This is a genomic window from Paenibacillus sp. 37 (assembly GCF_008386395.1).
Lineage (GTDB): Bacteria > Bacillota > Bacilli > Paenibacillales > Paenibacillaceae > Paenibacillus > Paenibacillus amylolyticus_B.
In genome coordinates this window covers 5,491,187-5,516,290 of sequence record NZ_CP043761.1, presented here as the reverse complement: position 1 = coordinate 5,516,290, position 25,104 = coordinate 5,491,187, and the positions used below count along the sequence as shown (strand labels likewise).

The window sequence follows — 25,104 nt, the reverse complement described above, 5'->3', positions numbered from 1 at the left end:
ACAAAAGCAATGTTGACCAACCGGAGCGAATACGCAACGGACTATTATAATTTAATGGGGGCATCCAGTATGAAAGCCAGTGAAATCCGGTCCAAATGGATAGAGTTTTTTGCAAGTAAAGGTCACAAAATCGAGCCGAGCGCATCGCTCGTGCCTCACAACGATCCTTCTCTTTTGTGGATCAATGCAGGTATGGCACCGCTCAAACCATATTTTGACGGACGTGAGAAGCCGGAGAACCCGCGTCTAGCGAACTCCCAAAAATGTATCCGTACCAATGATATCGAGAATGTTGGTAAAACGCGTCGTCACCATACGTTCTTCGAAATGCTTGGCAACTTCTCTATTGGAGATTACTTCAAGGAAGAGACCGTAACATGGGCATGGGAATTCTTGACCAGCAAAGAGTGGATCGGTTTCGATCCGGAGCGTCTTTCCGTAACGGTATATCCGGAAGATGAAGAAGCTTTCAAACTGTGGAACGAAAAAGTAGGACTGCCTGCTGAGCGTATCATTAAATTGGATGAAAACTTCTGGGATATCGGCGAAGGCCCATGTGGTCCTTGTACCGAGATCTTCTACGACCGCGGCGAAGCTTACGGAAACGACATGAGTGATCCTGAAATGTATCCAGGTGGGGAAAACGAACGTTACCTGGAAGTATGGAACCTGGTATTCTCCCAGTTCAACCATAACAAGGACGGCAGCTACACACCGCTTCCTAACAAAAATATTGATACAGGTGCAGGTTTGGAGCGTTTTGCTTCCATTCTGCAAAATGTGGATTCCAACTTCGACACAGACCTGTTCCAACCGATGATTCAAAGAACAGCCGCTCTTGCGGGTGTGAAATATAACGACAGCGTAGAGATTGATGTTGCACTGAAAGTCATTGCCGATCATATCCGTACGGTTGCTTTTGCAGTAGGTGATGGGGTTCTGCCAAGTAATGAAGGACGTGGATATGTCATCCGTCGATTGCTTCGCCGTGCAGTTCGTTATGGAAAAGTGCTTGGACTTGACCGTCCATTCCTGTATGAACTGACAACAACCGTTGGTGAAGTGATGGGCATGTACTACCCTGAGGTAGTGGACAAACAGGAGTTCATCGCCAAAGTAATCAAAACCGAGGAAGAGCGTTTCCACGAAACTCTCACAGATGGTCTGGCTATTCTGGCTGATATCAGCGGCACAGCCAAATCCGAAGGACGCACCGTTATTAGCGGACCTGAAGCTTTCAAACTGTATGATACGTACGGTTTCCCGTTTGACCTGACAGAAGATTATGCAGCAGAGCATGGTTTGACTGTGGACCGTGAAGGTTTTGATGCTTCCATGCAGAAACAACGTGAGCTTGGACGTGCTGGACGTCAAGAGAACGAGAGCATGAAAGTCCAAGGCGGACCACTTGCTGACCTGGAGGTTAAAAGCGAGTTTGTTGGTTATACTGACCTGTTGACGGAAGCAAAAGTGGTAGCCATCGTAGCTGGTGACGCCCTTGTTGAATCTGTAGGCGAAGGACAGACGTGTCAGGTTGTTCTGGACAAGACTCCGTTCTACGCGGAAAGTGGCGGTCAAGTGAGTGATCAGGGCTTGCTGCGAGGTGCTGGTGTAACAGCGAAAGTACAAGGTTTGTTCAAAGCTCCACTTGGACAACATGTACATCTGGTGACTGTGGAGTCTGGTGAACTGCGTGTAGGCGATGTGATCAATGCCGAAGTAGACTCAGCGAAACGTGGCGACATTATCAAAAACCATACGGCCACCCACTTGCTGCACAAGGCACTCAAAGATGTGCTCGGAACTCACGTAAACCAGGCAGGGTCGCTCGTAGAGCCACAGCGTCTACGTTTTGATTTCTCTCACTTCGGCAGCATTACGCCGGAAGAGTTGACAGAAATTGAGCGTCAGGTGAACGAACAGATCTGGAACCGTCTGAACGTGAACATCGAGCTGAAAGCTATTGATGAAGCTAAAGAAATGGGTGCAATGGCCCTGTTTGGCGAAAAATATGGAGATATTGTACGTGTTGTTCAAGTCGGAGACTACAGTTTGGAACTTTGTGGCGGCTGTCACGTAAATAATACTTCAGAGATCGGAATCTTCAAACTGGTGAGCGAGAGCGGAATTGGATCCGGCGTACGCCGGATCGAAGCTGTAACTGGCCGCGGCGCATATCTGTATGTGGAAAGCCAGTTGGAACTGCTTAAACAATCAGCAGCACTGCTCAAAGCAAATGTGGCTGATGTACCTAAACGGATCGAAGGTCTGAACCAACAACTGAAAGAAGCAGCCAGAGAGACTGAATCCCTGCAAAGCAAGCTGAGTGCCATGGAAGCTGGTCAATTGACGGATCAAGTGGTACAAGCAGGAAATACACAGTTGCTGGCAGCACGCGTAGATGCTCCGAATATGGATGCGCTGCGTACAGTGGCAGATGAGTTGAAAGTAAAATTGCCTAACGCGGTACTCGTATTGGGTGCTCCAGCGGACGGCAAAGTGAATTTTGTTGTAGCAGTACCTGCTGAACAAGTAAAACAAGGATTACACGCAGGCAAAATCGTCAAAGAAGTCGCAGCAGTATGCGGCGGCGGTGGCGGTGGACGTCCAGATATGGCGCAAGCCGGAGGTAAGGATGCGACCAAGCTGGATGAAGCGCTGAAACTGGCGGTTTCGCTGGTTAGCGGGCATAATGCATAAATCCATTGAGCGGCTTTCAATCGTCAAAAAATAAATCGAAATGGTTCTGTTCGTTTATTTTTTGTACCCGAGAGCGTGTGGAATCGAATGATGCATTATGCTGAAGCCAGTAAAGGACAAGCAAAAAACACAATTGCCTTATCCTTTGTTTACTTGTGGCAGTCAGAATATGTTATTATATAAACAGAAATCAATTCGGCAGGACATGGTCCCCATGTTCATGCAGGAGCGAGGTGTCATCAATGGACTCCATGGATAAGACGGTTAAATTTAATGTGAAAGGTGACGAACAGGAAGCATCCTCCAAAGAGATTCTTCTCACGGTATATGATGCATTGGTCGATAAGGAGTATAATCCGATCAACCAGATTGTTGGGTATCTGATTTCCGGAGACCCGGCATACATTCCTCGTCACAACAACGCACGTAGTCTGGTCCGTAAAAAGGAACGCGATGAGCTGATTGAAGAGCTTGTACGTTCCTATCTGGCCAATCACCGGTAATGTACGCCGCTTCCGCTGTGTTGCAGCCTTGCAGGCAGCGGAAAATGAACCGACAGAAGACAGCCTGAAGCTTGAGAAGGCGATTATTTGTAATCGACCTGAGCAGGCCCCAGGATGGGAGAGCATGGATGAAAATATTAGGTTTGGACTATGGGGACCGAAGAATCGGAGTTGCCGCGAGTGACGCCTTCGGTTGGACTGCCCAGGGATTGGAAGTGCTAGAACGCCGCCGTGATGAAGGCGAGTTCGCTCGGATCGCCGAACTTGTGCGTGAGCATGAGATTAGTGAGATCGTAGTCGGACTTCCCAAAAACATGAACGGCACCGTAGGACCGCGCGGTGAGATCTGCATTGCTTTTGCCGAACGCCTGCGGGATGAACTGAATTTACCTGTTCACCTTTGGGATGAACGGCTGACAACCATGGCAGCAGAACGTACGCTGATCGAAGCGGATGTCAGTCGGAAAAAACGCAAGCAGGTTGTGGACAAAATGGCCGCAAGCTTGATTTTGCAAAATTATTTGGATGCCAATAGTAGAAGGTGAGGGGGATCAACAATGGCTGAAGATCAACTGGGTATGGAAGAAGAAGCGGAAATTATTTACATTGCGGATGACGAGGGTAATGAAGAGGAATTTGAAGTCATCATGAAGTTTGAAGTAGATGGTTCGGAGGCCAAGTACATGATGGTTGCTCCGGTTGAACCTGAAGATGGCGAAACGGATGTATATGCATTCCGTTATGAAGAAGAGGGCGACGATATTAAACTTTTCGTCATCCAAGATGATGCCGAATGGGATATCGTCGAGGAGACGTTTAATACATTTCTTGCTGAAGATGAAGAGGAAGCGAACTAAATGACGGAATATAGCCGCAAAGACCTGAAATGGACAGATTCACTGCGTCTGGCATTCGGTGCTCATGTTGAGCTCGAGGAAGAGAACGGTAAATCACAACCGTATGACTTGTTGGCTGAGTTCGAAGTGAACGGTCAGCAGTACGCGGTGCTCCGCAGTTCGTTGCGACCTTATGACGAGGTTGAACTTCTGCGGGTATCACCTGGAAGTGAAGACCAGATCATGCCAGAGTTAGTTACGATCGACGATGATGATGAGTGGGAGAACATCTCGGAACTGTATGATGAGTGTACACTCCCCATTGACGAAGATTAAATCAGCTTCAAATTGAAGAAACCGGGAGGGCGGAGAAGTCCGCTCTTTTTGGTTGTGTAAAGGAGTTGTTTCTTTTTTGAAAGGGAAAGCAATTGTAGTCATACTGCTTATCATTGTAGTTCTTGCCGGAGGCGCAGGCGGTTACGTATGGAGTATGATGCGTCCTGTGGAAGCTTCTACAGAACCGGTCGTATTCGAGATTAAGAGCGGATCGGGAACTTCGAAAATCGCGGATCAGCTTCAAGAAGAAGGCCTCATCCGAAGTGGGTTAACCTTCAAAGGGTATTTAAAGTGGAGGAAACTAGGTTCTAATTTCATGGCGGGTACATATTCTATGAATCCTGGCGTGACATATGATGAGATTGTTAGCAAGCTGAGTAGTGGTGAAGTTGTACCGGAAGAAATGGTGAAATTTACGATTCCGGAGGGTTATAACGTTCTGCAAATGGCGGGTAAGCTTTCTTATGAGCATGTTGTCGATCGGGATGAATTTATCAAGCTGGCTAATGATCCGTCTGCCTTCGACGTAGATATCCTCAAAGATATTCCAGTGGATGAAGAACTTCGCTACGTATTGGAAGGGTATCTGTTCCCGGAGACATATGAACTTAAAAAAGGAAGTTCAACGCATGATGTGATGCAACGGATGCTGGAAGAATTTCAAACCAAGATCAATTCTATCCCTGATTTGGAAGCCAAGCTGCAGGAAAAGAACCTTTCCCTGCATGAACTGCTGACGATTGCGTCACTCGTGGAGAAAGAAGTTGTAGTGGACGAGGAACGTGCTCTGGTTGCAGGTGTAATCTACAATCGGATCAATCAGGATATGAAGCTGGAGATTGATGCTACCGTGCAATATCTGCTCGACAGACCGAAGGAACGATTGTTTTTCAAGGATCTAAAGGTGAAAAGTCCCTATAATACGTATCTGAACAAAGGCTTGCCACCAGGTCCAATTGCCAGTCCAAGTCTTCCGTCCATTGAAGCAGCGCTAAATCCGGAAGCTTCGGAGTATCTGTTCTATGTGACAAAAAAGGACGGCTCGTCTGGACATCTATTTGCCAAAACGTATAAGGAACACCAGCAAAATATAGCCAAAAGTAAGGCTGCGCAATAAGCGGAGGGGATTATATGAGTAAGAAACATGAACTGCTCGTTACAGCAGCGAATGTGAAAGAGGCAGAAGTGCTGCTCCAGGCTGGAGCAGATGCTCTGGTCATTGGAGATGATCGATTTGGCATGCGTCTTCCAGGCAGCTTTAGCGTGGAAGAGACAGCAGAGGTGGTTGCCATTGCAGCCAAACATCAGGCGCGTGTGTATGTATCCATGACTAATCTGATGTCCAACGAACTGTTGAAAGAATTGCCTGAATATGTTCAAGCACTTGGCAGAATCGGTATTGATGGTGTGGAGTTTAATGATCCATCCGTGCTGGCTACCATGAAGGAATACGCGCCGCATGTGAAGCTGCACTGGAATGCGGAGATGACTTCAACGAACTATGCGACAGCCAACTATTGGGGAACCAAAGGAGCGAGTCGCGTTGTACTTGCCCGTGAGTTGAATATGGACGAGTTGACGGAGATGGTTCCTTTTCTGAAGGTGGAAGCTCAGGTTCAGGTGCATGGTATGACAAATATTTATCATTCGAAGCGCAGTCTGGTGCAAAGTTACATGGCTCATCAAGGGCGGCCGGTTGAGGGACATCTGGGCAAAGAGCGGGGATTGTTCCTGATTGAGGCTGAACGCCGGGATGAGAAATTCCCGATCTATGAGGACATTAATGGCACACACATTATGAGCTCTGAGGATATATGTATCCTCGAAGATCTCCATCTGTTGATGGAGGCGGGTGTGCACAGTTTCAAAATTGAAGGGATGTTAAAATCACTTGCCTACAATGAAGCTGTTGTACGTGCATATCGGACAGCGATTGACAGTTATGTAGCCGATGCTGATGCATATGCGTTCTCTGAAGAGTGGCTCGCTGAGGTGCGGAAGTTACAGGACCCTGAACGTGAATTGTCGTTTGGATTTTTCTATAAAGAACAAGTGTATTAATAGATGAGGTGAACAGAATGGAAACAGTGGCGGTACAGCGGAAGTTCTCGGGTAAACGTAACCGTCTGGACAAACCGGAGCTGCTAGCTCCGGCGGGTAATCTGGAAAAACTGAAATTTGCAATCCATTATGGTGCAGATGCCGTGTATATCGGTGGACAGGCCTATGGACTGCGTTCCAACGCGGATAACTTCAGCTTTGAAGAGATGCGTGAAGGTGTGGAGTTTGCCAAAAAGTATGGAGCCAAAGTGTTCGTAGCGACAAACATCTATGCACATAATGAGGATGTTGAGGGTATCGAAACATACCTCCAAAACCTTTATAATGCGGGAATATCTGCGATCATCGTAGCTGATCCGGCTATTATTGAAGTTGCCCTTCGGGCTGTGCCAGGCCTTGAGGTACATCTAAGTACTCAACAATCCACACTCAACTGGCAAGCCGTGAAGTTCTGGAAAGATGAAGGACTTCCACGTGTTGTTCTCGGACGTGAGACCAGCTTTGAAGAGATTGAAGAGATCAAGGCCAATGTGGATATTGAAATTGAAGCCTTTATTCACGGGGCGATGTGTTCCTCGTATTCCGGACGTTGCGTTCTCTCCAACCATTTTACGGATCGGGACTCCAACCGGGGCGGCTGTTGCCAATCTTGTCGCTGGAAGTATGATCTGTTCGAGGATGCGAGAGAAGATACGGTGTGGGTCAGCGAAGAGGACATGCAGATGAAGGCACCTGCACCATTCAAACTGGGTGAGAACCAGCTTCCCCTGTTCGAGGAACAGGATAATTCATTCTCCATGGGATCAAAGGATCTGTGCATGATTGGCCATATTCCCGAGTTGATTGATGTGGGTGTGGACAGTTTCAAGATCGAAGGACGTATGAAATCGATCCACTACGTGGCAACTGTGGTTAACGTATACCGTCAAGCTATTGATGCCTATATGGCAGACCCGGAAAATTATGTTCTGAAACCTGAATGGGTTGAAGAAATGAACAAAGCGGCGAATCGCCCGCTGAATACCGGATTTTTCTATGATACACCAGACCATGAAGATCATATTTATGAACCGGAAGAAAAGGCTGTACCTTTTGACTTCGCTGGATTGGTCATGGGGTATGATGCTGAAACAGGAATGGCAACCATTCAACAGCGCAATCATTTCAAACCAGGACAGGAAATCGAATTTTTCGGTCCGGGAGGTCACTTTTTCAAACAGGTCGTCGGTGAAATACAGGATGAAGCAGGCAATGTTCTAGATGCTGCTCGTCACCCGTTGCAACTGATTAAAATGAAGGTAGATCAACCGGTTTCGTACTTCGATATGATGAGAAAAAAGAAGTAGGCTCAAATACCTACAATGTGTCAATATTGTATTAGGATTTAACAACATAGTGTTATGAAATTTACATGGGGACCTCCGTTTATCGGCAGATGGGGGTCTTTTTTTTATAGAAAAATAGGAATAAAGTTGTAAAATATTTCTGGGAAGTGAAAGGGGAACGAAGAAAACTGTCGAATACTACATATTTATAGGGGAGAGAAAGAAAAATCTAACAAGTAAATTACTGGCAGGTGAATGGGATTGGTTCAAAAGAAGCAGGAAGACAGTGGGGAGCAAGTGACAAAAGCCGAGCAGGTTAATCCTGAGAAGGTTCAGAAAGTGAAGAAAGTGAAGAAAGAAAAAGTAGTCAAAAGCAAAACAACAGGCAGTGGCAAAAAAATGTTTAAGATTGACCGCAGCAAGCTCAAACTGGGCTGGATCAAGACTGATTGGGTGAAGAAACAATTTAAAAACCGGGATTGGAAAAACATTGGAGGTTCCTCTTTCCAACAGATTAAGAAGGCAAATCCGGTTAAATCCGTAGGGGTTAAACTGTTCTTGATCTTTTTTGCGGGAATTATGATTTTTGTAGTAAGTTTAGGTCTATTATCCTATTCGAAGGCCAAAGGTACGATAGAGAAAAATGCCTCGCGTGCCAATCAGGAGACCATTGATCAGACCAAACAAAAAATGGACATCATTTTGGAGAGGTTTGTCGATACATCCACACAGATTTTCTTTGATCCGGAAATGCAGTCCTTGCTACAAAAAATGTCAGATACGAATTTGACTGCGTATGATACATTCGTGAACTCAAGTTCAATCAACAAGCAACTGTCCAATGTTGCATTTACAAATAAATCTATGGAAGCGATTTATTTGGTACCTACGGACGATACAAAGTCCATTATGGGTACCGGCAGCAACAGTTCATCCATGGGCAGCATTCGCCAGGAAGCATGGTACAGTGAGTTAATTGAGGCGGGCGGTTATCGCTGGCTTCCAACAGAGGTCAAAGAAGGTGGCTCAACGCCAACGTTTAAAATTGCACGTTCCATGAAAAACTTGCAGGGGACAACTCAGTCGTATGTTCTGGTTATTGAACTGAAACTGGAAGTTTTGGAGGAACAATTGAAATCGCTTGATCTGGGGCAAGGAGCTATTCTTCAACTAATTGCTCCGGATAATAAAGTGGTTGCATCCTCCATCTCGGATCGTACAGGACAAGAAACAGAGCTTGCATTTGTCAAAGAGTTGACCGAACCAGCAGGTAGTACGAATACGGAGTATAAGGTAGATGGCAAATCTACGGAAATGCTGGCTGTATACAGTACGATGGATACATCCAATTGGAAACTAGTTGGTATGATACCTACCTCAGTTTTGGTTCAGGACGCAAAAGGCATTCTGACTCTGACCCTTTGGATGGCGCTGATTGATGCGGGGATTGCAGTATTGATCGGAATCTGGATGGTGCGTATGATCGCTCGTCCACTCGGCAAATTGAAAGACCTGATGCAGGAAGGTGCGAAGGGTAATCTTAAAGTTCGTACACCATATAGCTCCCAGGATGAAATTGGTCAGCTCTCGACCGCCTTCAATCTGATGATGGAGCAGATTACTAAGCTGGTTGAACAAACCAATCGTTCTGCGCAGGAAGTATTGGATACGGCCTCTGAGCTGAGCAGTGCATCCAAGAAAACGGCTGTGTCTGCTTCGGAGATTGCCGTAGCTACAGAAGAGATCGCAGGCGGTGCAGGCAGTTTGGCAACCGAAGCGGAACGTGGCAATGAATTAACTGACAATATCTCTCGTCAGATGCAGAGTGTAATCGCTGCTAATGAACAGATGGGTGATTCTGCTCGTCATGTAGAGAAGTCAAGTCAGACAGGAACACAACATCTGAATCAGTTGATGACCAAAACGCAGAAGACAGAAGAAATGATTGGTGCCCTGGTGAATAAGGTTGATTCGCTGAAAGAGAGTACGTCTTCTGTTCTGAAAGTGCTTGAAGTGCTGCAAAACATAACGAAACAGACAAATATCCTTTCCCTGAATGCAACCATTGAAGCAGCACGTGCCGGTGCAGCCGGACGCGGATTCATGGTGGTGGCTGATGAGGTTCGTCAGCTTGCGGCTCAATCCAGACAATCCATTGAGATGGTTGGAGAGATCACAGACAAAATCATGACCGAAATGAATGAGACCGTGGATGCTTTGTCTGCAGCCTATCCGTTATTCAAGGAACAGATGGATGCGGTTAAAGACACCAACGTCATCTTTGCTTCCGTGCAGGAACAGATGGGTGCATTTGTGGAACGTCTGGGCATGGTGACAGGTTCTATTGGAGATTTGAACAAATCTCAAGGTACATTGTCTGAAGCCATGAGCAATGTCAGCGCTGTAGCTGAAGAATCTTCTGCAACGTCCCAAGAAGTAGCTTCCTTGAGCAGTGAACAGCAAAATATCAGTAACCAGCTGGTCAATCTGTCTGGCAAACTGGAGAATGTGTCTACTGAACTGAAAGAAACCTTGTCACGCTTCACGGTGTAACAAGTCAAGGTTGAAATGAGGAGAACCTGTCCCACACATGGGACAGGTTCTCTTTTTGTTTACCGGATAATTCCAAGCCATATCAGCAATAATATGTCAAAACGACAAAAGGTGAGATTGGGATGCATCTTCTTGCGAAACGGCGAATCTATATAACTTGTATTCTTCTAACTCTTGTCTTTGGATTGCTTATATTACGATTGGGATGGGTTCAGATCGTTCAGGTGAATCAGACGATGCCTGGATTTCACCGAACGGTACGTGAAATGTCTGTATTGCAGCGTGAACGCGGGGTGATGCTTGACCCGGGGCGGGGACAATTTACGGATTACAAGGGTGAGGCGTTGACTGGTAAGCTGCAATGGGGACTGGTTCTTTTTCCACAGGCAGTGCCATTAGAGAAATTACGCAAGCAAGGGGCATTAGAAGGCTCCGAGATGATACAGTTGGCAACTATATTACATACCGATCCGGATCAATTGAAGAAGGAATGGAATCAGGAAAGTATACCTCATTTCTGGACAGCAGGTACACATCAGCCTGTTCATTTGAACGCTGCTCAGGTGGAGCGCCTACGTAGTTTGCACCTGCAGGGAGCTGGCATCTATCCGATGATGACAAGGTACCTTCAGGGGCATACAGGAATGCAGTGGATGGGTTATCTGGCTGAACAGCCTGAGTCCTCCAAAGTTCTAACTGGGCATCAGGATGAAGTAAAACAGCCATTTGCCATGAAATCAGGAGCAGCTGGACTGGAGAGGACACTTGAACCGCTGTTAAGGGGAATTGGCCCTACGCTTCTATCACGCATGGTCTCGGGGGGTGGAGAGATTATCCCTGATATTCAGCCGCACGTCATTGCACCAGCAAATAGCCATTATCCTTTACGTGTGGAAACCACTGTGGATGCTAAGTTACAGCGTGGGTTGGAGGAGTTGACGCAAGAATCTGGATTACAAGAAGGGGCCATTGTTGTGTTAGATGCCGCTAACGCAGATGTTCGCGCCATGATCTCCCGCCCTTTCTATCAGCCACAACATGTTAACCCCAAGCAATCGGCCTGGGAAAATCGTGCAGTACAGGGAGCCATCCCGGGTTCCATTTTCAAAATTGTCACTGCGGCCGCTGCGTTGGAATACCATGCGGTTTCTAACGGAGAAGAATTCCATTGCGGTGGTGAGTACGGAAGATATGGGCTGTCTTGCTGGAAGGAGCATGGGCATGGAAACCTGAATCTGGAGCAAGGATTCGCTGAGTCTTGCAACATCGTATTTGCGGAAACGGCGCGCAGGCTTAGTATGGAACAACTGGAGAACACGGCTGATCGTCTGGGACTCGCGCGTCCGATTGGCTGGGAGGGGAAGCAGATGGCAGGAATGCCCGTGTTACGACACTTTGATCATGAGGATCAAGGGCGTGTGAGAACAGAGGCTGTTACTGGTGCTGATGAAGGTGCGAAAATACAGACAGCAATCGGTCAGCGCGATGTCTTGGTCACACCGCTGCAAGCTGCCAATCTGATCGTTACATTGTTACATGATGGAAAGGTTAGTGCCCCACGTCTCGTTAAACGTATCCGATATGCGGATGGTGGCACCATGCTGGAGATGCCCTTGCATGATTCACCTTCAGCCGCAGGACAGATTGCTCCCGCAACAGCGCATAAACTGTTATCCTGGATGAATAAGGTAGTCCGTGAGGGAACAGGAAAATCCCTGCAGCGTGCGCGGTGGCATGTTGCAGGGAAATCAGGTACAGCTCAGGTACAGAAACATGGAGAGAAGCGCAACAATCAATGGTTCATTGGTTATGGATCGGTAGAACAACCCAAATATGCTGTAGCTGTTCTTGTTCAAAATGTCTCTCCTGACAGCCAACATCAGGCGACAGCACTCTTCAGGAAGGTGATGGACTACTTGGCTGAGTCCTCATGATTCTTCGCAGGAACGGGACGTTGTACAGTAGATTCGGCAGAATTGGATGAGGCCTTATTAACGGGTGGATCCATTACTAATGGAGAGGATTCAAATTCATCTTTTGGAAGGTGAATCCACTTTTGCAGGTACCCTTGTTGTAACAGTTCTTTCAGAAGGATCAGGAGCACTGGAGATAACACTACACCAGCCAGGCCAAAGATCGACAGGGAGATCAGCATAAACGAAAGCATCAAGTACGCCGAAGATACACCAATCGAGTTACCCGATATTTTCGGTTCCAGCAACTGCCGTGTCAGCATCGTCACTGCCAGAATCACAATCAGGCCAATCGCCAGGCTGCTATTGCCAATAATGAACAAGTAGACGATCCATGGAATAAACACAACAGGAACGCCAAGCAATGGTACCAGATCAAAAACGGCACAGACTGCTGCAATGGTAAAGGCATTAGAGGTTCCCAAAATCAACAAACCTGCATAAATCAATACAAACGTAATGAGCATCATGATCATCTGTGCCTTCAAATACGAGCGGATTGTCTTGAACACGTGATTACGCATGAATTCAATAGCTAACTTTAATGTTTTGGGCGTCTTCGCACGGGCGAACTTGCGCCAGGATTCAATCTCGATACTGAGAAAGAAGGCCAGAATAATCGCAATTCCGAAGTTCGTAATAAACGATGAGAACGAACTGAGGAAGCCTACGACGAATTGCGCTCCGCTCGTTACCCATTTGGACAGGAACCCGGTCAGTGTTGCAAAATAATCATTCGCTTTTTCCATAACTCCATCAGGGAGAGCATCTGACTTGTCCTGAATGAATAACACCAGATTGGTGAATTCACGTTGTATCATTTCAATGTATACGGGGAAATTATCTTGAAGATTGGAAATTTGTGAAATGATAATCAAGCCTACCCCAAAAAAGGCAGCAACAATTAATGCAAGAAACAACAAGACAGAGATTGCGGCCCCAAGTGTCTTGGGCAATCCTTTGCGATGTAAAAATTTGGCCAGCGGTTCAATCATCCAATACACAATGAATGATAGAAAGACCGGTGCAGCCACATGGTATAATTGACTGAAACCGTACATGATCACATACACGGTTAATACGAGCAACGCGATGTCAAAGACAGTTCGCCCGTATTTTTTGTAAAGCGGTAGCATGGACATGGCTCCTTTGATGGCAATAATTAGATTGTATTTATTGTACACGATAGCTATCTTTTTGGGAAAACAGGATTCAAGAAAAGTCTGAACTATGATAAAATTAAAGGCGGTTTATTTTAGATAGTGCCATTGTGCATCGTAATTCAGCAGGAGAAGTGGGGAGCTTGCAACATGACAACGATACTTCAGAGTATTTTACTGTGGTTATTGTATCTTTCATCTTTTTACGCCTTTATTCCAAGTTTGATCAGCAGGCTTTTTGGTTTTCGTGTATTCCGACGGGGGAGAAGTGATACACAATTTGCTTTAACGTTTGACGATGGGCCAGATCCGCACTATACGCCGAGATTGCTCGATCTGCTTCGTCAGCATCAAGCAAAAGCCACATTTTTTGTCGTTGGAGAACATGCCGCGAGTCATCCTGAACTCATTCAGCGCATACATGACGAAGGCCATCTTATTGGCATTCATAATTATATTCACAAAACGAACTGGCTCATGCGGCCGCGTACGGTTCGTGACCAGATTCAGCGAACAGGTCAGATTATCCATGAAGTAACCGGCGTGAAGACTTGTTATTATCGTCCACCATGGGGGATTATGAATCTGTTTGATTTTTTCAGCAAGAAAGAACGAAAGATTGTACTATGGTCTTCCATGTTTGAAGACTGGAGAAGCCGAGTAGGTGCCCAGAGATTGACTGAACGGATGCTGAAGGAACTGAGAGGCGGAGAGGTCATGCTGCTGCATGATCGAGGAACGACCCTTGGTGCTGATGCACACGCGCCGGAGCAGATGCTTCAGGCGCTGGAACTCGTATTACAGGAAGCTGAACGGTTAGGCCTGCAAAGCGTACGCGTTGATACGTTGATGGGAGGTGTTACAGTGAGCGAATCTCAGAACAAGAATCAACCACAGACAACGTTGAAGTTATGGAAACGAATCGTTGTTGCCTTATGGTTGGGCTGGGAGAAGTTATTCCACTGGGTATATCATCTACGGACAGCTTCGCCGGAGGACCCAATGCTGCACTTCAGATCACGTGTATATCACGGAGCACGGGTGGAGATGAATGACGGCCATGTTATTCAAAATGGAGATCCGGTGATAGAACTGCATTTTGACAATCAGAAGTTGTTTGAACTTGGAGTGACGTCGCGTTCCAGTATGCATTTGGCTATTCGCATGATTCGGACGATGGAACAGCAATTGCCGGATTTGGCACGCCTGGTAGCACTCGAACCTGAGTTACGCTCTGCCAAAGCGATATACGGTGTGAGCATGATTAACAGAGGTCCGGAAAAATTCGGATTTACCATTCAAGAATTGCCCCCTGGACCGTTCAGTGCTGCATCCAAAGTATACCTGAAACTGCTCTTAAGTGTGATCCATCCGGCAGGAACCAAACGTCTGAAACAGCGTACAGAACAATTGGTACCCAAGATGATTGCCATGCCGCTGGATATATTGTTGGAGCGTTACGGTCAACATACGACGCAGGTGGCAGCAACGATGGAAGAATCCAGAGATGAATCGTTGTTAATTGATCAAGAGATATTGCCAGAGCGGAACTAAACGGACTAATTATACCATCCAGCAAAAGAAAAGGGTTGCCCTTCGCCAGATTTGGCAGAAGAGCAACCCTTTATTTATTAGTGAATTAGATACTCAGTACGCCACCGTTGCTTGCATTGGTAACCAGTTTGGAATAACGAGCCAGGTAACCGGTTTTTACTTTCGGTTCAAAGCCTTTCCAACCTGCGCGACGACGTTCAAATTCTTCGTCACTGATGTGCAATTCGATGATACGGTTGTTCAGATCCAGCTCGATGATGTCTCCTTCTTCAACAAAGGCGATTGGACCACCCTCAGCTGCTTCCGGAGAGATATGTCCGATACTGATTCCGCGGGATGCTCCAGAGAAGCGTCCATCGGTGATCAGACCAACTTTGGCACCCAATCCCATACCTACGATCTGGGAAGTAGGAGCCAGCATCTCAGGCATACCTGGTCCGCCTTTTGGTCCTTCATAACGGATAACAACAACATGTCCTTCTTTTACTTTGCCGTTAGCAATACCTTCGAGCGCTTGCTCCTGGGAGTCAAAGCAGATGGCAGGACCTTTATGGTATCCACCAACCGAAGCATCAACTGCACCAACTTTGATGATAGCGCCTTGTGGTGCAAGGTTACCAAACAATACAGCCAGGCCACCTTTTTCGGAATGCGGGTTATCCAGGTGATGAATGACATTTGTATCCTGGATTTCTTTTCCTTCAACGTTCTCACGGATTGTTTTACCTGTTACTGTAATGCAGTCACCATGAATTGCGCCTGGTTTTTTGAGCAATTCGTTCAGCACTGCACTTACGCCGCCTGCATTATGAACGTCTTCGATGTGAAGATCGGAAGCAGGTGCAAGTTTCGCCAGGTGCGGAACGCGGTTAGCTACTTCATTAATACGTTCGATTGGATACTCGATACCTGCTTCATGAGCCAGTGCCAGCGTGTGCAGTACTGTATTCGTAGAGCCACCCATCGCCATATCCAGTGCAAACGCATTATCGATCGCTTCTACAGTTACGATATCACGTGGTTTCAAGTCCATTTTGATGAGTTCCATCAATTGGGTAGCGGATTGTTTAACAAACTCACGACGCTCAGGAGCAACGGCAAGGATGGTTCCGTTACCTGGCATAGCCAGTCCCATCGCTTCTGCCAGACAGTTCATGGAGTTTGCCGTAAACATACCGGAACATGATCCACATGTTGGACAGCCAAACTGTTCAAGTTCAAGCAAGCTCTTATCATCGATTTTACCTGCTTGGTAAGCACCTACACCTTCAAATACGGAAGTCAGGGAAAGAGCTTTACCATTGCTGTCACGACCAGCTTTCATTGGTCCACCACTTACGAACAGGGTAGGGATGTTTACGCGAAGCGCACCCATCATCATGCCTGGTGTAATTTTGTCACAGTTCGGGATACATACCATGCCGTCGAACCAGTGTGCAGATACAACGGTTTCCACGGAATCCGCGATAATGTCACGGCTTGGCAGCGAGTAACGCATACCAATGTGTCCCATGGCAATACCATCATCTACTCCGATGGTGTTGAATTCGAATGGAACGCCACCGGCTTCACGAATAGCATCCTTTACAATTTTACCGAATTCCTGAAGGTGGACGTGGCCGGGCACGATATCGATGTATGAGTTACATACGGCAATAAACGGCTTGCCGAAATCCTCTTCTTTAACGCCCGCTGCACGGAGCAAACTCCGGTGTGGTGCACGGTCAAAACCTTTTTTGATCATATCGGAACGCATCTTCTTGGCTGACATGGTGTATTCCCCCCAAATATATAATATTGAGCAACATGAATGGAAAAATAAATGGCAGTGCATCTGTCGTTTAATTTCATCCGTACTCTAAAAAAAGGACCGGCATGCCGGTGTCGAGCTCCCCGTAGTTTTTGAAATTCTTTGCTGCTTTAAACCCGTGAACACCCGGTTTTTCTATTGAGTCTATCACAACCGTCGTCATATTTCTACAAACAATAGAAAGAAGCCTCAAACCATTTTCATGGAATTAGACTTCTTGATTTACGGGAAAGCTATGATCATGTTTCGATGTGGCAAGCGGAATTCATGAGTTGCTTCCGCCTTTGCGTCCAATCTCACGATAGAATTCCTTATTATGAGTTTCGGAGGTTGCTTCGCCGCCCTTGCGACCAATCTGCTTGTAAAAGTCAGTGTCATGGGCATCTGAAGTCGCTTCTCCACCCTTTTTTCCAATCATCTGGTAGAAGCTTCGATCATGGTTCTTGGAAGTCGCTTTGCCACCTAATCTGCCAGCTTCCTCACGGCTCATCTTGCGTTCTGACGTCGGTTGACGTGCCATTACAAATCACTCCTTACAACGATAAGTTGTTTTTTGTAGCGCGTATCCCTAATTTACCACCTTATTTCCAGACTGAAACAACACACCAGAATAGAATCGATGGTGAAGAGATCCGTCAGAGCGTTAGGCCGATCGTTTAAACACCTCATGTCGATTGAAAGAAAATCGGGATATATCCGGTTCAATCAAGGGTTTGAACGTGTGACGCACAGCCGGCAGAGCCAGTGTGACTGCGAAGAGTATGGCAATGACCAGTATGACTGGAATATACGCCGAGCTTCCCATATAACTGTAGACTCCGGACCAGATCGCGAGACGAACGAGAAACCCATGCAGCAGGAATACATAGAGTGTGCGTCGTCCAAGGTCCGTCAGTCTGGAAGTCAAGGAAGGTACCCAGGCCAAGAACAGTGCTGCCGATGCGATCTCCAATAGGTAGACTCCAAGTCGGAAGATGCCGGCATACCATTCGTGGTGACCCAGTTCGGCGTACGTCATGCTGCCGAGTAACCATCCGGTTGAAATATTCAAACCCCCATACCCGATCCATACCAACAGTGCAGCAGAGAGGATGGCTGCGGTTTTTCGACCCCAACCGGATAATAAACGTGAACGGATGGTTGTTCCATAGTCATAACCGATGACAAAGAACGGCAGAAATACAAACGTACGGCTGAAGCTGAGCCAGAACCCGTCGATGGGCAAATACCCGGCAATTATACCAAGCGTAATCGATCCAATCAGCCGATATATCGGTTTCCAGGAAATCGTCAGACGAACCAACAGTCGCCAACAGAAATGACTCGCGAGAAACCATAACAGCAAGTAAGGTGCAAAGAAGGATAGCCGCATATGGGGTGTATGGAATACGGTAAAGTCCATCAATGCGTATAAGGACTGAAACAGTACATACTGTAGTGCAATCTGCTTCAGGACGTTTCGCCCAGATGCACCTTGGAGTGAGTGTGTCGCAAAATACCCGGTCACCCATACAAAGAGTGGCATGTGAAACGTATATATCCACAGGAACAGAGCTTCCGCTCCTGCAAAACGTGTGATGAGTGGTTCAAGTGCATTACCAGCCAGGACACAGACGATAAGCATAAAGCGCAGATTGTAAAAGAAAGATTCCTGATCATCCCGGATCAGTGTCTGATTTTTCATGGTGTAGCCCCCTTATAGACCCTGGTTGCCAGGTCGTTTGCATCTGTAATAAGGGTAATATGGATGTGCATTATCTATTGTGATTTAATTCACATTAGTAAGCGTTATCTTTTCTCAAAGCTGTGACAACAAAATGAACGCAACGGGATTGACAACGGTTGCATAGAGGATGACAATAGAAAAAGAAGATGAGGGAATGTAAATATAAGGAGGGAAGAAATCATGTCAACGAGTCCCTATCCAAGCCCGGAAATTATTACGTTTGGGGAGAGTATGGGTTTGCTGACTGCCAAGGATACAAGAGGGCTGGAATATGCAGCCACATTGGACAAGTCTTTCGGGGGTGCTGAGAGCAATCTGGCTATTGGCGTATCCCGCCTGGGGCATACCAGTGGTTGGTTTGGACGCTTGGGCAATGATCCGATCGGCAGTATGATACTGAAAGCCATTCGCGGTGAAGGCGTAGATGTATCCCGGGTAAGGTTGAGTGATCACGAGCCCACTGGTTTGATGATTCGTGAGAACGCTTCCGGGAAAGCCTCGGTGCATTATTATAGGAAGCTATCTGCTGCAAGTGCGATCACACCTGATGATCTGGATCCCGACTATATTGCCGGGGCGAAGATATTGCACGTTACGGGTATAACGGCAGCGATAAGCCCGTCCGGACTTGCTACGGTAGAGGCTGCTATACATATTGCCAAACAGGCAGGGGTGAAAGTAAGCTTTGATCCAAATCTGCGTCTCAAACTATGGTCTGCGGATGAGGCCCGTCCGGTTTTACTGCGTTTAGCTGAACTGGCGGACTACTTTTTACCGGGTCTGGACGAGATGAAACTTCTATATAACGAAGAAAATGATCAAAAAGTACTTGAGCGTTTATCTGCCATGAATGCTGTGTGCATTGTGAAGGGTGGCCCTGATTTGACCTACGTATTAGCGAATGGTACCCTAACTGAAGTTCCGTACTTTAAGGCGGATCATGTTCTGGATACGGTAGGTGCAGGAGATGGATTCTGCGCGGGATTTTTAACGGGTATATTAAAAGGATACTCCCCGCAGGAAGCAACCCGTCTCGGCAATTTGACCGGTTCCATGGTTATACAGGCTGTTGGCGATTGGGAGGCGCTCCCGACGTGGGGGCAGGTCGAGGCCAAGCTGAACAATGTTGCCCATGTTGAGCGCTAGTCGCTGCTGAAATCATATATGGCTCATCTTCGTTCTTCAAATGTAAGGCTTGTATACACAACCACCACATTGACAAGGGAGAGAATGAAATGAAGAAGCTTCAGCTGTTGCAAAAGATTACGGACAATGGGGTTGTGGCAGTTCTGCGTGCAGATTCTGCGGATCAGGTCATTGCCATGGCCGAGCAAGCGATCGCGGGTGGCATTAAAGTTATCGAGATTACGATGACCGTACCCAGTGCTCTCAAAGCCATTGAAAAATTAAGCCGTGTATACCATTGGAACACACAAGATCCAGAGAAATTCGCGATTATTGGTGCGGGAACGGTGCTTGAACCGCAAACGGCGAGAGCGGCTATCATGTCGGGTGCCGAGTTTGTCGTTGGACCTTCCCTGAACCCGGATACGGTTCAGATCTGCAACCTGTATCGAATTCCGATTCTGCCTGGTGTGATGACGATTGCTGATGTTCAACGCGCCTTGGAACTCGGCGTGGACATTGTGAAGTTGTTCCCGGGAAATCTATATGATCCTTCGATTATCAAAACGATGAAGGGCCCTATGCCTCAGGCTAATTTTATGCCAACTGGCGGGGTATCCTTGTCTAATCTGGGAGATTGGATCAAGGGTGGAGCAGTGGCTGTAGGGATCGGCTCCGACTTGACATCGGAAGCTGTGAAGACGGGTGACCTGAGTCATGTCCGTCGCAAAGCGGAACAATATATGGATGCTTACCGTAAGGCCAAGGCTGAATAATATTTTTTAATTCGTAGAAGGGGAGCCTGATGAATGAGGGCTCCCAATTCTGTGAGCCGCGGCACCTGCGGAAGTGAAGAAAGGTGATTAACGTTGAGAAATCGGTATAATACAGGGCGCAAGAAGAGGGGCATCGGGAAATTCCTGCTCGTACTTCTGGCGCTCATTGTCATTGGATGTGGATTTGTTGCGTGGAAATTATTCACACCATACGGTCCACAGGAGACAGCTCAAACAGCTATGGAAACAGCCAATAAGGTGACGGTGAGTGAACAAGAGAACTGGATTGATTTTGTGCCAGACAAACCGACGGGGAAAAGTGTGCTTTTCTACCCTGGTGGACTGGTAAAACCGGAAAGTTATGCACCACTTGCCCATGAGCTGGCTTCTGCCGGTCATCACACGATTATTGCCAAGATGCCAGTTAACCTGGCAGTGCTTAAGCCAAACTTGGCAGATGAGATTCTGGCAGCATATCCAGAGGAACAATTTGTTATGGGTGGACACTCTCTCGGCGGATCCATGGCTGCACGTTATGTAGCCGTGCATCCAGATGCACTTCATGGGATCTTCTTCTTGGCATCTTACCCGGATGAAAAAGGAAGTCTGTTGACATTGGGTCTACCTGCCTTATCCATTCTGGGTACTAAAGATGAGGTTGTGAATATGACCAAGTATCAGAGTGGACGGATGTATTTGCCCGCGGAGACGGTGTACTACACCATTGAAGGTGGAAACCACGCCCAGTTCGGTGATTATGGTCATCAAAAAGGGGATGGCGAGCCGGAAGTGAGTGGAGAAGAACAGCTGAATCAGACCGTCAAGACGGTACTGGCTTGGTTAAGTACCATCGAGTAGATCTTGATTATTCTGCATTAAGGGTTGAATGCATTGATAGCATAACTTGATGGAGGTGATATGGATGACCATGCTTCAAGTGAATGGAGCGCAGATCCCATGTAAAGCTATCCTGTTCGATAAAGATGGAACACTGCTGGAATTCCTCCAGCTATGGGGGCCGTGGGCAGAGACATTGCTGAGTCAGTTACAATCACGTATGAATGAACTTGGTGCTTCATTTACGGTTGAACTGGAGCACGTTCTGGGCACTACCCATAATCCACAAGGTCATATTATTGGATATGATCCGCAAGGTCCACTTGCCATTGCGACTGTGGATGAGTGCACGGGATTGCTTGCCGGGCAGTTATATGCAGCAGGCATGCCATGGAATGAAGCGATCACAACGATACGCCAATTTTCAAGTGTGGCCATGAGATCGGTAAGAGAGCGCAAATCGGCTGAACCGATGCCAGGATTACTTGCTTTCTTACAGAGTTGCAGGTCAGCGGACATACCGCTGGCAGTTGTCACTTCAGACAGCACAGCGGCAGCAGAAACACATCTGGATTGGATGGGGATACGTTCCTTTTTCACCTCCATTGTGGGCTGTGATCGGGTAACCCAGGGCAAACCGGATGGAGAAGCTGCACTCTTGGCTTGCCGTGAATTACATATCGATCCTGCGGAGGCCGTTGTCATTGGAGACAGCAATGGGGATATGCAGATGGGGCGTCACGCAGAGGTATCCTATACGCTCGGTTACTGTCCGCAGTTAGATCAAGGATCTCACCTGGTTGATGCACATGCCATTATTCGTCATTATAATGAGATAAGTGTGATTATATAAGTCACTCTGGCCAAAAGGAGGAGAGAGGATGAACGTAACAGAACAACTGGCTGCCTGGATTCAGGAAAGCTCCCGGATTGTTTTTTTCGGAGGGGCCGGAACTTCAACGGAAAGCGGGATTCCCGACTTCCGCTCGGCTGCGGGTCTGTATCAGACAGAGCAGCATTCGCCTTATCCACCGGAAGAGTTGTTAAGCCGACATTTTTTTGATCAGCATGCGGATATTTTTTATGATTTTTATCGAGGCAAAATGCTTCATCCAGATGCGGAACCTAACGGGTGCCATCGACTATTGGCTCGTCTGGAGAAGGAAGGAAAACTTCAGGCAGTGATCACGCAAAATATCGACGGACTACATCAGAAGGCAGGCAGCAGCAATGTCCTGGAGCTACATGGCTCAATTCATCGTAATGCCTGCATGGATTGCAAGCAGTTTTATGCACTGAATGATATTATACAATCCCAAGATACCGTACCTCGCTGTACCGCATGCGGTGGTGTTATCAAGCCGGATGTGGTGCTATACGAGGAAGAGCTGGACCAGACAACATTGTATCGCTCTATTGATGCATTGTCTTCCGCAGACCTGTTACTCGTGGGCGGCACGTCACTGACGGTATATCCAGCAGCCCAGTTAATTACGTATTTTCAGGGAAAACATACCGTTCTGCTCAATGCTACACCTACCGCTTACGACAGCAGGGCGGATTTGCTGATTACAGAGCCGATTGGTGAGGTAATGAATCATGTGGACCAGCTTCTTGGTTAAACGTATGGACTGAATAACCGCATTCTCCGGTGTTGACCGGATCAGGAGGCGGAACCTGGGGAAAGAAGGGATTCATGATGGTCTACGTAGCAAGCGATACTCGCTATGAAACGATGAAATACAACCGCGTTGGACGTTCGGGTTTGAAACTGCCAGCGATTTCACTGGGGCTGTGGCATAACTTTGGCGGTATCAATAACGCTGAGAATGGCCGAAATATGATTACCCGGTCATTTGATCTGGGTATTACACATTTTGATCTTGCCAACAACTATGGCCCACCGGCAGGTTCGGCAGAGCAGTTATTTGGACAGGTACTGGCCCAGGATCTGAAACCTTATCGTGATGAACTGGTGATCTCCACCAAAGCGGGTTATTATATGTGGCCTGGGCCGTATGGCGAGTGGGGTTCACGCAAAAATCTGGTCTCCAGTCTGAATCAGAGCTTGAAGCGTATGGGCCTGGATTATGTGGATATTTTCTATTCACATCGTTATGATCCCGAAACGCCTTTGGAAGAAACGATGATGGCACTGGATCATATTGTTCGCTCGGGTAAAGCCCTCTATGTAGGAATCTCCAACTATCCCGCAGAGCAGACAAGACAGGCTGCCGAAATTCTGAAAGGTCTGGGTACGCCCCTGTTAATCCATCAACCGAAATACTCGCTGCTGGACCGCTGGATTGAAGATAGTTTGCAGGACGTGCTGGATGAGTATGGAACAGGCAGTATTGCATTCTGTCCATTGGCACAAGGTGTGCTCACGAACAAATACTTGAATGGTATCCCGGAAGACTCACGTGCCAAAGGACCGTCGGTATTCCTGAATGAAAACAACATCTCTCCAGAGACGCTCCGCAAAGTGCGTGCGCTGAACCAGATTGCAGCAGCCCGTGGTCAGAGTTTGGCCCAATTTTCACTCTCATGGGTGCTGCGTAATGGCAGGGTAACTTCTGCGCTGATTGGCGCAAGTCGTCCTTCCCAGATTGAAGAGAATGTGGCTGCGCTCAGTCAACTGGATTTCTCTACAGAGGAATTGGAACGGATTGAATCCATTCTGTCTCCGGAGCCAGATGACAAATAAATAAAGTGCAAAAGGTGCATCTTAGCCATAATGGCGGAATGCACCTTTTTTTGTTGTACGTGGTTCCGTCCTTATGTTGCTCACCGTTTGATCTGTTGAGCATTTTTCTGTAAACCCTGATGTAGTGGATGGGACAGTATTTTCTCTCGATACAAGCTGGGCGCTTCACCGTGAAATCGTTTGAACTGTTTGGAGAAATACAGCGCGTCTGGCAGTCCGACCGATGCAGATACCTGTTCGATGGACAGATCTGGGCGTCCTCTTAGGAGTTGGCGCGACTTGTCGATCCGCAGTTTTAGCAGATACGTGACTGGCGACAGTCCGGTTTCCTGTTTGAAAATGCGGGAAAGATACGCACGATTATACCCAAGACTCGCAGACATTTGTTCAATGGAGACAGGATAGGCATATTGGGTGGACATATATTGAATCATCTGTTTCACCGTACGTCGGATGGATGATTCACCTGGAATTAAGGTTTGCCCCTGCGAAAGGTGATTCTGTGCTTCGGCTAGAATCATATATAACGTACCCAGTGATGTGAAATGGGAGCTTTCTTTGCGCTCGGCAAAAGCATCCTGCATCACGGATAACCAATCGGAAATTCCACAAGAGGGTCCGGCATGAAAAACGGACTTTTCCGGGCGGAATCCTGCCTCCTCGGCATACTGGGCAGCCTGGCTGCCCGTAAAGGCGATCCAGCGGTATTGCCATGGGTTACGGGCATGTGACTGGTAGCTCACCAGTTGCCCGGGGTGAATGAGGAAACAATCACCTGCGGATAACTCGTAGGTGTGCAGTTCGGTACGGAACGTACCCGCCCCTTTTTCTACATAATGCAGCAGATAATAATCAAACAATTTAGGGCCGAGGGCGTGACCCGGAAGGGTCTGGCTTGCTCCGGCAAACAGGACATGCAGTGCGCCTTGCTCATAATAGACGGGATTGGAGGCAACCGAATAACTGAGTGCTCCACTTTTACCGGAAGGTGACTCCTGTATTTTTTCGGTAGAAGATGCAAGGGATTCTTTCTTGGGGTTGGATTGATCTGACATGGTCGTTTCCTTCTTTCCGGGATGCTCCGATCATTATACGCCTTAAGGTCACATTTATCCATATGAA

The 25,104-nt window shown here is 47.3% G+C and carries 21 protein-coding genes and 1 pseudogene; 17 read left to right on the top strand and 5 right to left on the bottom strand.

Annotated features, from left to right (window positions below; genetic code table 11):
• The first annotated feature begins 69 nt into the window (after nt 1-69).
• The 10 genes from alaS (at nt 70) to F0220_RS23535 (ending at nt 12,248) form a co-directional block, all read left to right on the top strand.
• The gene (alaS, locus tag F0220_RS23580) at nt 70-2,700 is read left to right on the top strand and encodes an alanine--tRNA ligase (RefSeq protein ID WP_105601814.1); all 2,631 of its coding nucleotides are present in this window, start codon (nt 70-72) and stop codon (nt 2,698-2,700) included.
• Between the two features lie 242 nt (nt 2,701-2,942).
• On the top strand, nt 2,943-3,203 hold the full coding sequence (locus tag F0220_RS23575) for an IreB family regulatory phosphoprotein (protein ID WP_036616950.1): 261 nt from the start codon (nt 2,943-2,945) through the stop codon (nt 3,201-3,203).
• A 128-nt stretch (nt 3,204-3,331) separates the two neighbouring features.
• Nucleotides 3,332-3,748: a Holliday junction resolvase RuvX gene (ruvX, locus tag F0220_RS23570; RefSeq protein WP_062835871.1), complete on the top strand. Its 417-nt coding sequence runs from the start codon at nt 3,332-3,334 to the stop codon at nt 3,746-3,748.
• A gap of 12 nt (nt 3,749-3,760) precedes the next feature.
• On the top strand, nt 3,761-4,060 hold the full coding sequence (locus F0220_RS23565; protein ID WP_017686820.1) for a DUF1292 domain-containing protein: 300 nt from the start codon (nt 3,761-3,763) through the stop codon (nt 4,058-4,060).
• Nucleotides 4,061-4,375 carry a DUF1292 domain-containing protein gene (locus F0220_RS23560; protein WP_047844066.1) on the top strand — a complete coding sequence of 105 codons (315 nt, stop codon included), beginning with the start codon at nt 4,061-4,063 and terminating at the stop codon, nt 4,373-4,375.
• A gap of 76 nt (nt 4,376-4,451) precedes the next feature.
• Complete coding sequence (gene mltG, locus F0220_RS23555; protein WP_223199763.1) at nt 4,452-5,492, top strand: endolytic transglycosylase MltG; 1,041 nt, start codon at nt 4,452-4,454, stop codon at nt 5,490-5,492.
• Between the two features lie 14 nt (nt 5,493-5,506).
• Nucleotides 5,507-6,436, top strand: coding sequence for a peptidase U32 family protein (locus tag F0220_RS23550; protein WP_105601812.1), 930 nt, complete (start codon nt 5,507-5,509; stop codon nt 6,434-6,436).
• A 17-nt stretch (nt 6,437-6,453) separates the two neighbouring features.
• Nucleotides 6,454-7,782 carry a peptidase U32 family protein gene (locus tag F0220_RS23545; protein WP_091020429.1) on the top strand — a complete coding sequence of 443 codons (1,329 nt, stop codon included), beginning with the start codon at nt 6,454-6,456 and terminating at the stop codon, nt 7,780-7,782.
• A 234-nt stretch (nt 7,783-8,016) separates the two neighbouring features.
• The gene (locus F0220_RS23540) at nt 8,017-10,314 is read left to right on the top strand and encodes a methyl-accepting chemotaxis protein (protein ID WP_223199762.1); all 2,298 of its coding nucleotides are present in this window, start codon (nt 8,017-8,019) and stop codon (nt 10,312-10,314) included.
• A 122-nt stretch (nt 10,315-10,436) separates the two neighbouring features.
• Nucleotides 10,437-12,248 (top strand): peptidoglycan D,D-transpeptidase FtsI family protein, encoded by a 1,812-nt coding sequence (locus F0220_RS23535; protein ID WP_188310494.1) that lies wholly within the window; start codon nt 10,437-10,439, stop codon nt 12,246-12,248.
• Here F0220_RS23535 and F0220_RS23530 read toward each other — a convergent pair.
• The gene (locus F0220_RS23530) at nt 12,227-13,423 is read right to left on the bottom strand and encodes an AI-2E family transporter (RefSeq protein ID WP_091020423.1); all 1,197 of its coding nucleotides are present in this window, start codon (nt 13,421-13,423) and stop codon (nt 12,227-12,229) included. The two genes, F0220_RS23535 and F0220_RS23530, sit on opposite strands and share 22 nt — an antisense overlap.
• Before the next feature lie 174 nt (nt 13,424-13,597).
• Between F0220_RS23530 and F0220_RS23525 the strand changes: the two genes are divergently transcribed.
• Entirely contained in the window at nt 13,598-15,001 is a 1,404-nt protein-coding gene (locus F0220_RS23525; RefSeq protein ID WP_105601809.1) for a polysaccharide deacetylase family protein, read from the top strand.
• Nucleotides 15,002-15,086: 85 nt separating this feature from the next.
• On the opposite strand, the gene ilvD is transcribed toward F0220_RS23525, so the two are convergent.
• From ilvD to F0220_RS23510, 3 genes and pseudogenes are all read right to left on the bottom strand, one after another.
• Complete coding sequence (gene ilvD, locus F0220_RS23520) at nt 15,087-16,772, bottom strand: dihydroxy-acid dehydratase (RefSeq protein WP_036616973.1); 1,686 nt, start codon at nt 16,770-16,772, stop codon at nt 15,087-15,089.
• 316 nt (nt 16,773-17,088) lie between these two features.
• A pseudogene (locus F0220_RS23515) lies at nt 17,089-17,331 on the bottom strand (KGG domain-containing protein); the annotation flags it as partial.
• Between the two features lie 123 nt (nt 17,332-17,454).
• The gene (locus F0220_RS23510; protein WP_105601808.1) at nt 17,455-18,495 is read right to left on the bottom strand and encodes an acyltransferase family protein; all 1,041 of its coding nucleotides are present in this window, start codon (nt 18,493-18,495) and stop codon (nt 17,455-17,457) included.
• Between the two features lie 222 nt (nt 18,496-18,717).
• Between F0220_RS23510 and F0220_RS23505 the strand changes: the two genes are divergently transcribed.
• From F0220_RS23505 to mgrA, 6 genes are all read left to right on the top strand, one after another.
• Entirely contained in the window at nt 18,718-19,683 is a 966-nt protein-coding gene (locus F0220_RS23505; RefSeq protein WP_091020417.1) for a sugar kinase, read from the top strand.
• A gap of 89 nt (nt 19,684-19,772) precedes the next feature.
• Nucleotides 19,773-20,438 carry a bifunctional 2-keto-4-hydroxyglutarate aldolase/2-keto-3-deoxy-6-phosphogluconate aldolase gene (locus tag F0220_RS23500; RefSeq protein ID WP_017686833.1) on the top strand — a complete coding sequence of 222 codons (666 nt, stop codon included), beginning with the start codon at nt 19,773-19,775 and terminating at the stop codon, nt 20,436-20,438.
• Nucleotides 20,439-20,531: 93 nt separating this feature from the next.
• A complete protein-coding gene (locus tag F0220_RS23495; RefSeq protein ID WP_105601804.1) occupies nt 20,532-21,296 on the top strand; it encodes an alpha/beta fold hydrolase in 765 nt (254 codons plus the stop codon).
• A gap of 64 nt (nt 21,297-21,360) precedes the next feature.
• Nucleotides 21,361-22,128, top strand: coding sequence for an HAD family hydrolase (locus F0220_RS23490; RefSeq protein WP_105601803.1), 768 nt, complete (start codon nt 21,361-21,363; stop codon nt 22,126-22,128).
• A 28-nt stretch (nt 22,129-22,156) separates the two neighbouring features.
• Nucleotides 22,157-22,897 carry an NAD-dependent protein deacylase gene (locus tag F0220_RS23485; protein ID WP_091020412.1) on the top strand — a complete coding sequence of 247 codons (741 nt, stop codon included), beginning with the start codon at nt 22,157-22,159 and terminating at the stop codon, nt 22,895-22,897.
• Between the two features lie 77 nt (nt 22,898-22,974).
• The gene (mgrA, locus tag F0220_RS23480; RefSeq protein WP_091020503.1) at nt 22,975-23,982 is read left to right on the top strand and encodes an L-glyceraldehyde 3-phosphate reductase; all 1,008 of its coding nucleotides are present in this window, start codon (nt 22,975-22,977) and stop codon (nt 23,980-23,982) included.
• 80 nt (nt 23,983-24,062) lie between these two features.
• Here the strand turns inward: mgrA and F0220_RS23475 are convergent, their stop codons facing one another.
• Complete coding sequence (locus F0220_RS23475) at nt 24,063-25,037, bottom strand: AraC family transcriptional regulator (protein WP_197997795.1); 975 nt, start codon at nt 25,035-25,037, stop codon at nt 24,063-24,065.
• Nucleotides 25,038-25,104 lie beyond the last annotated feature (67 nt).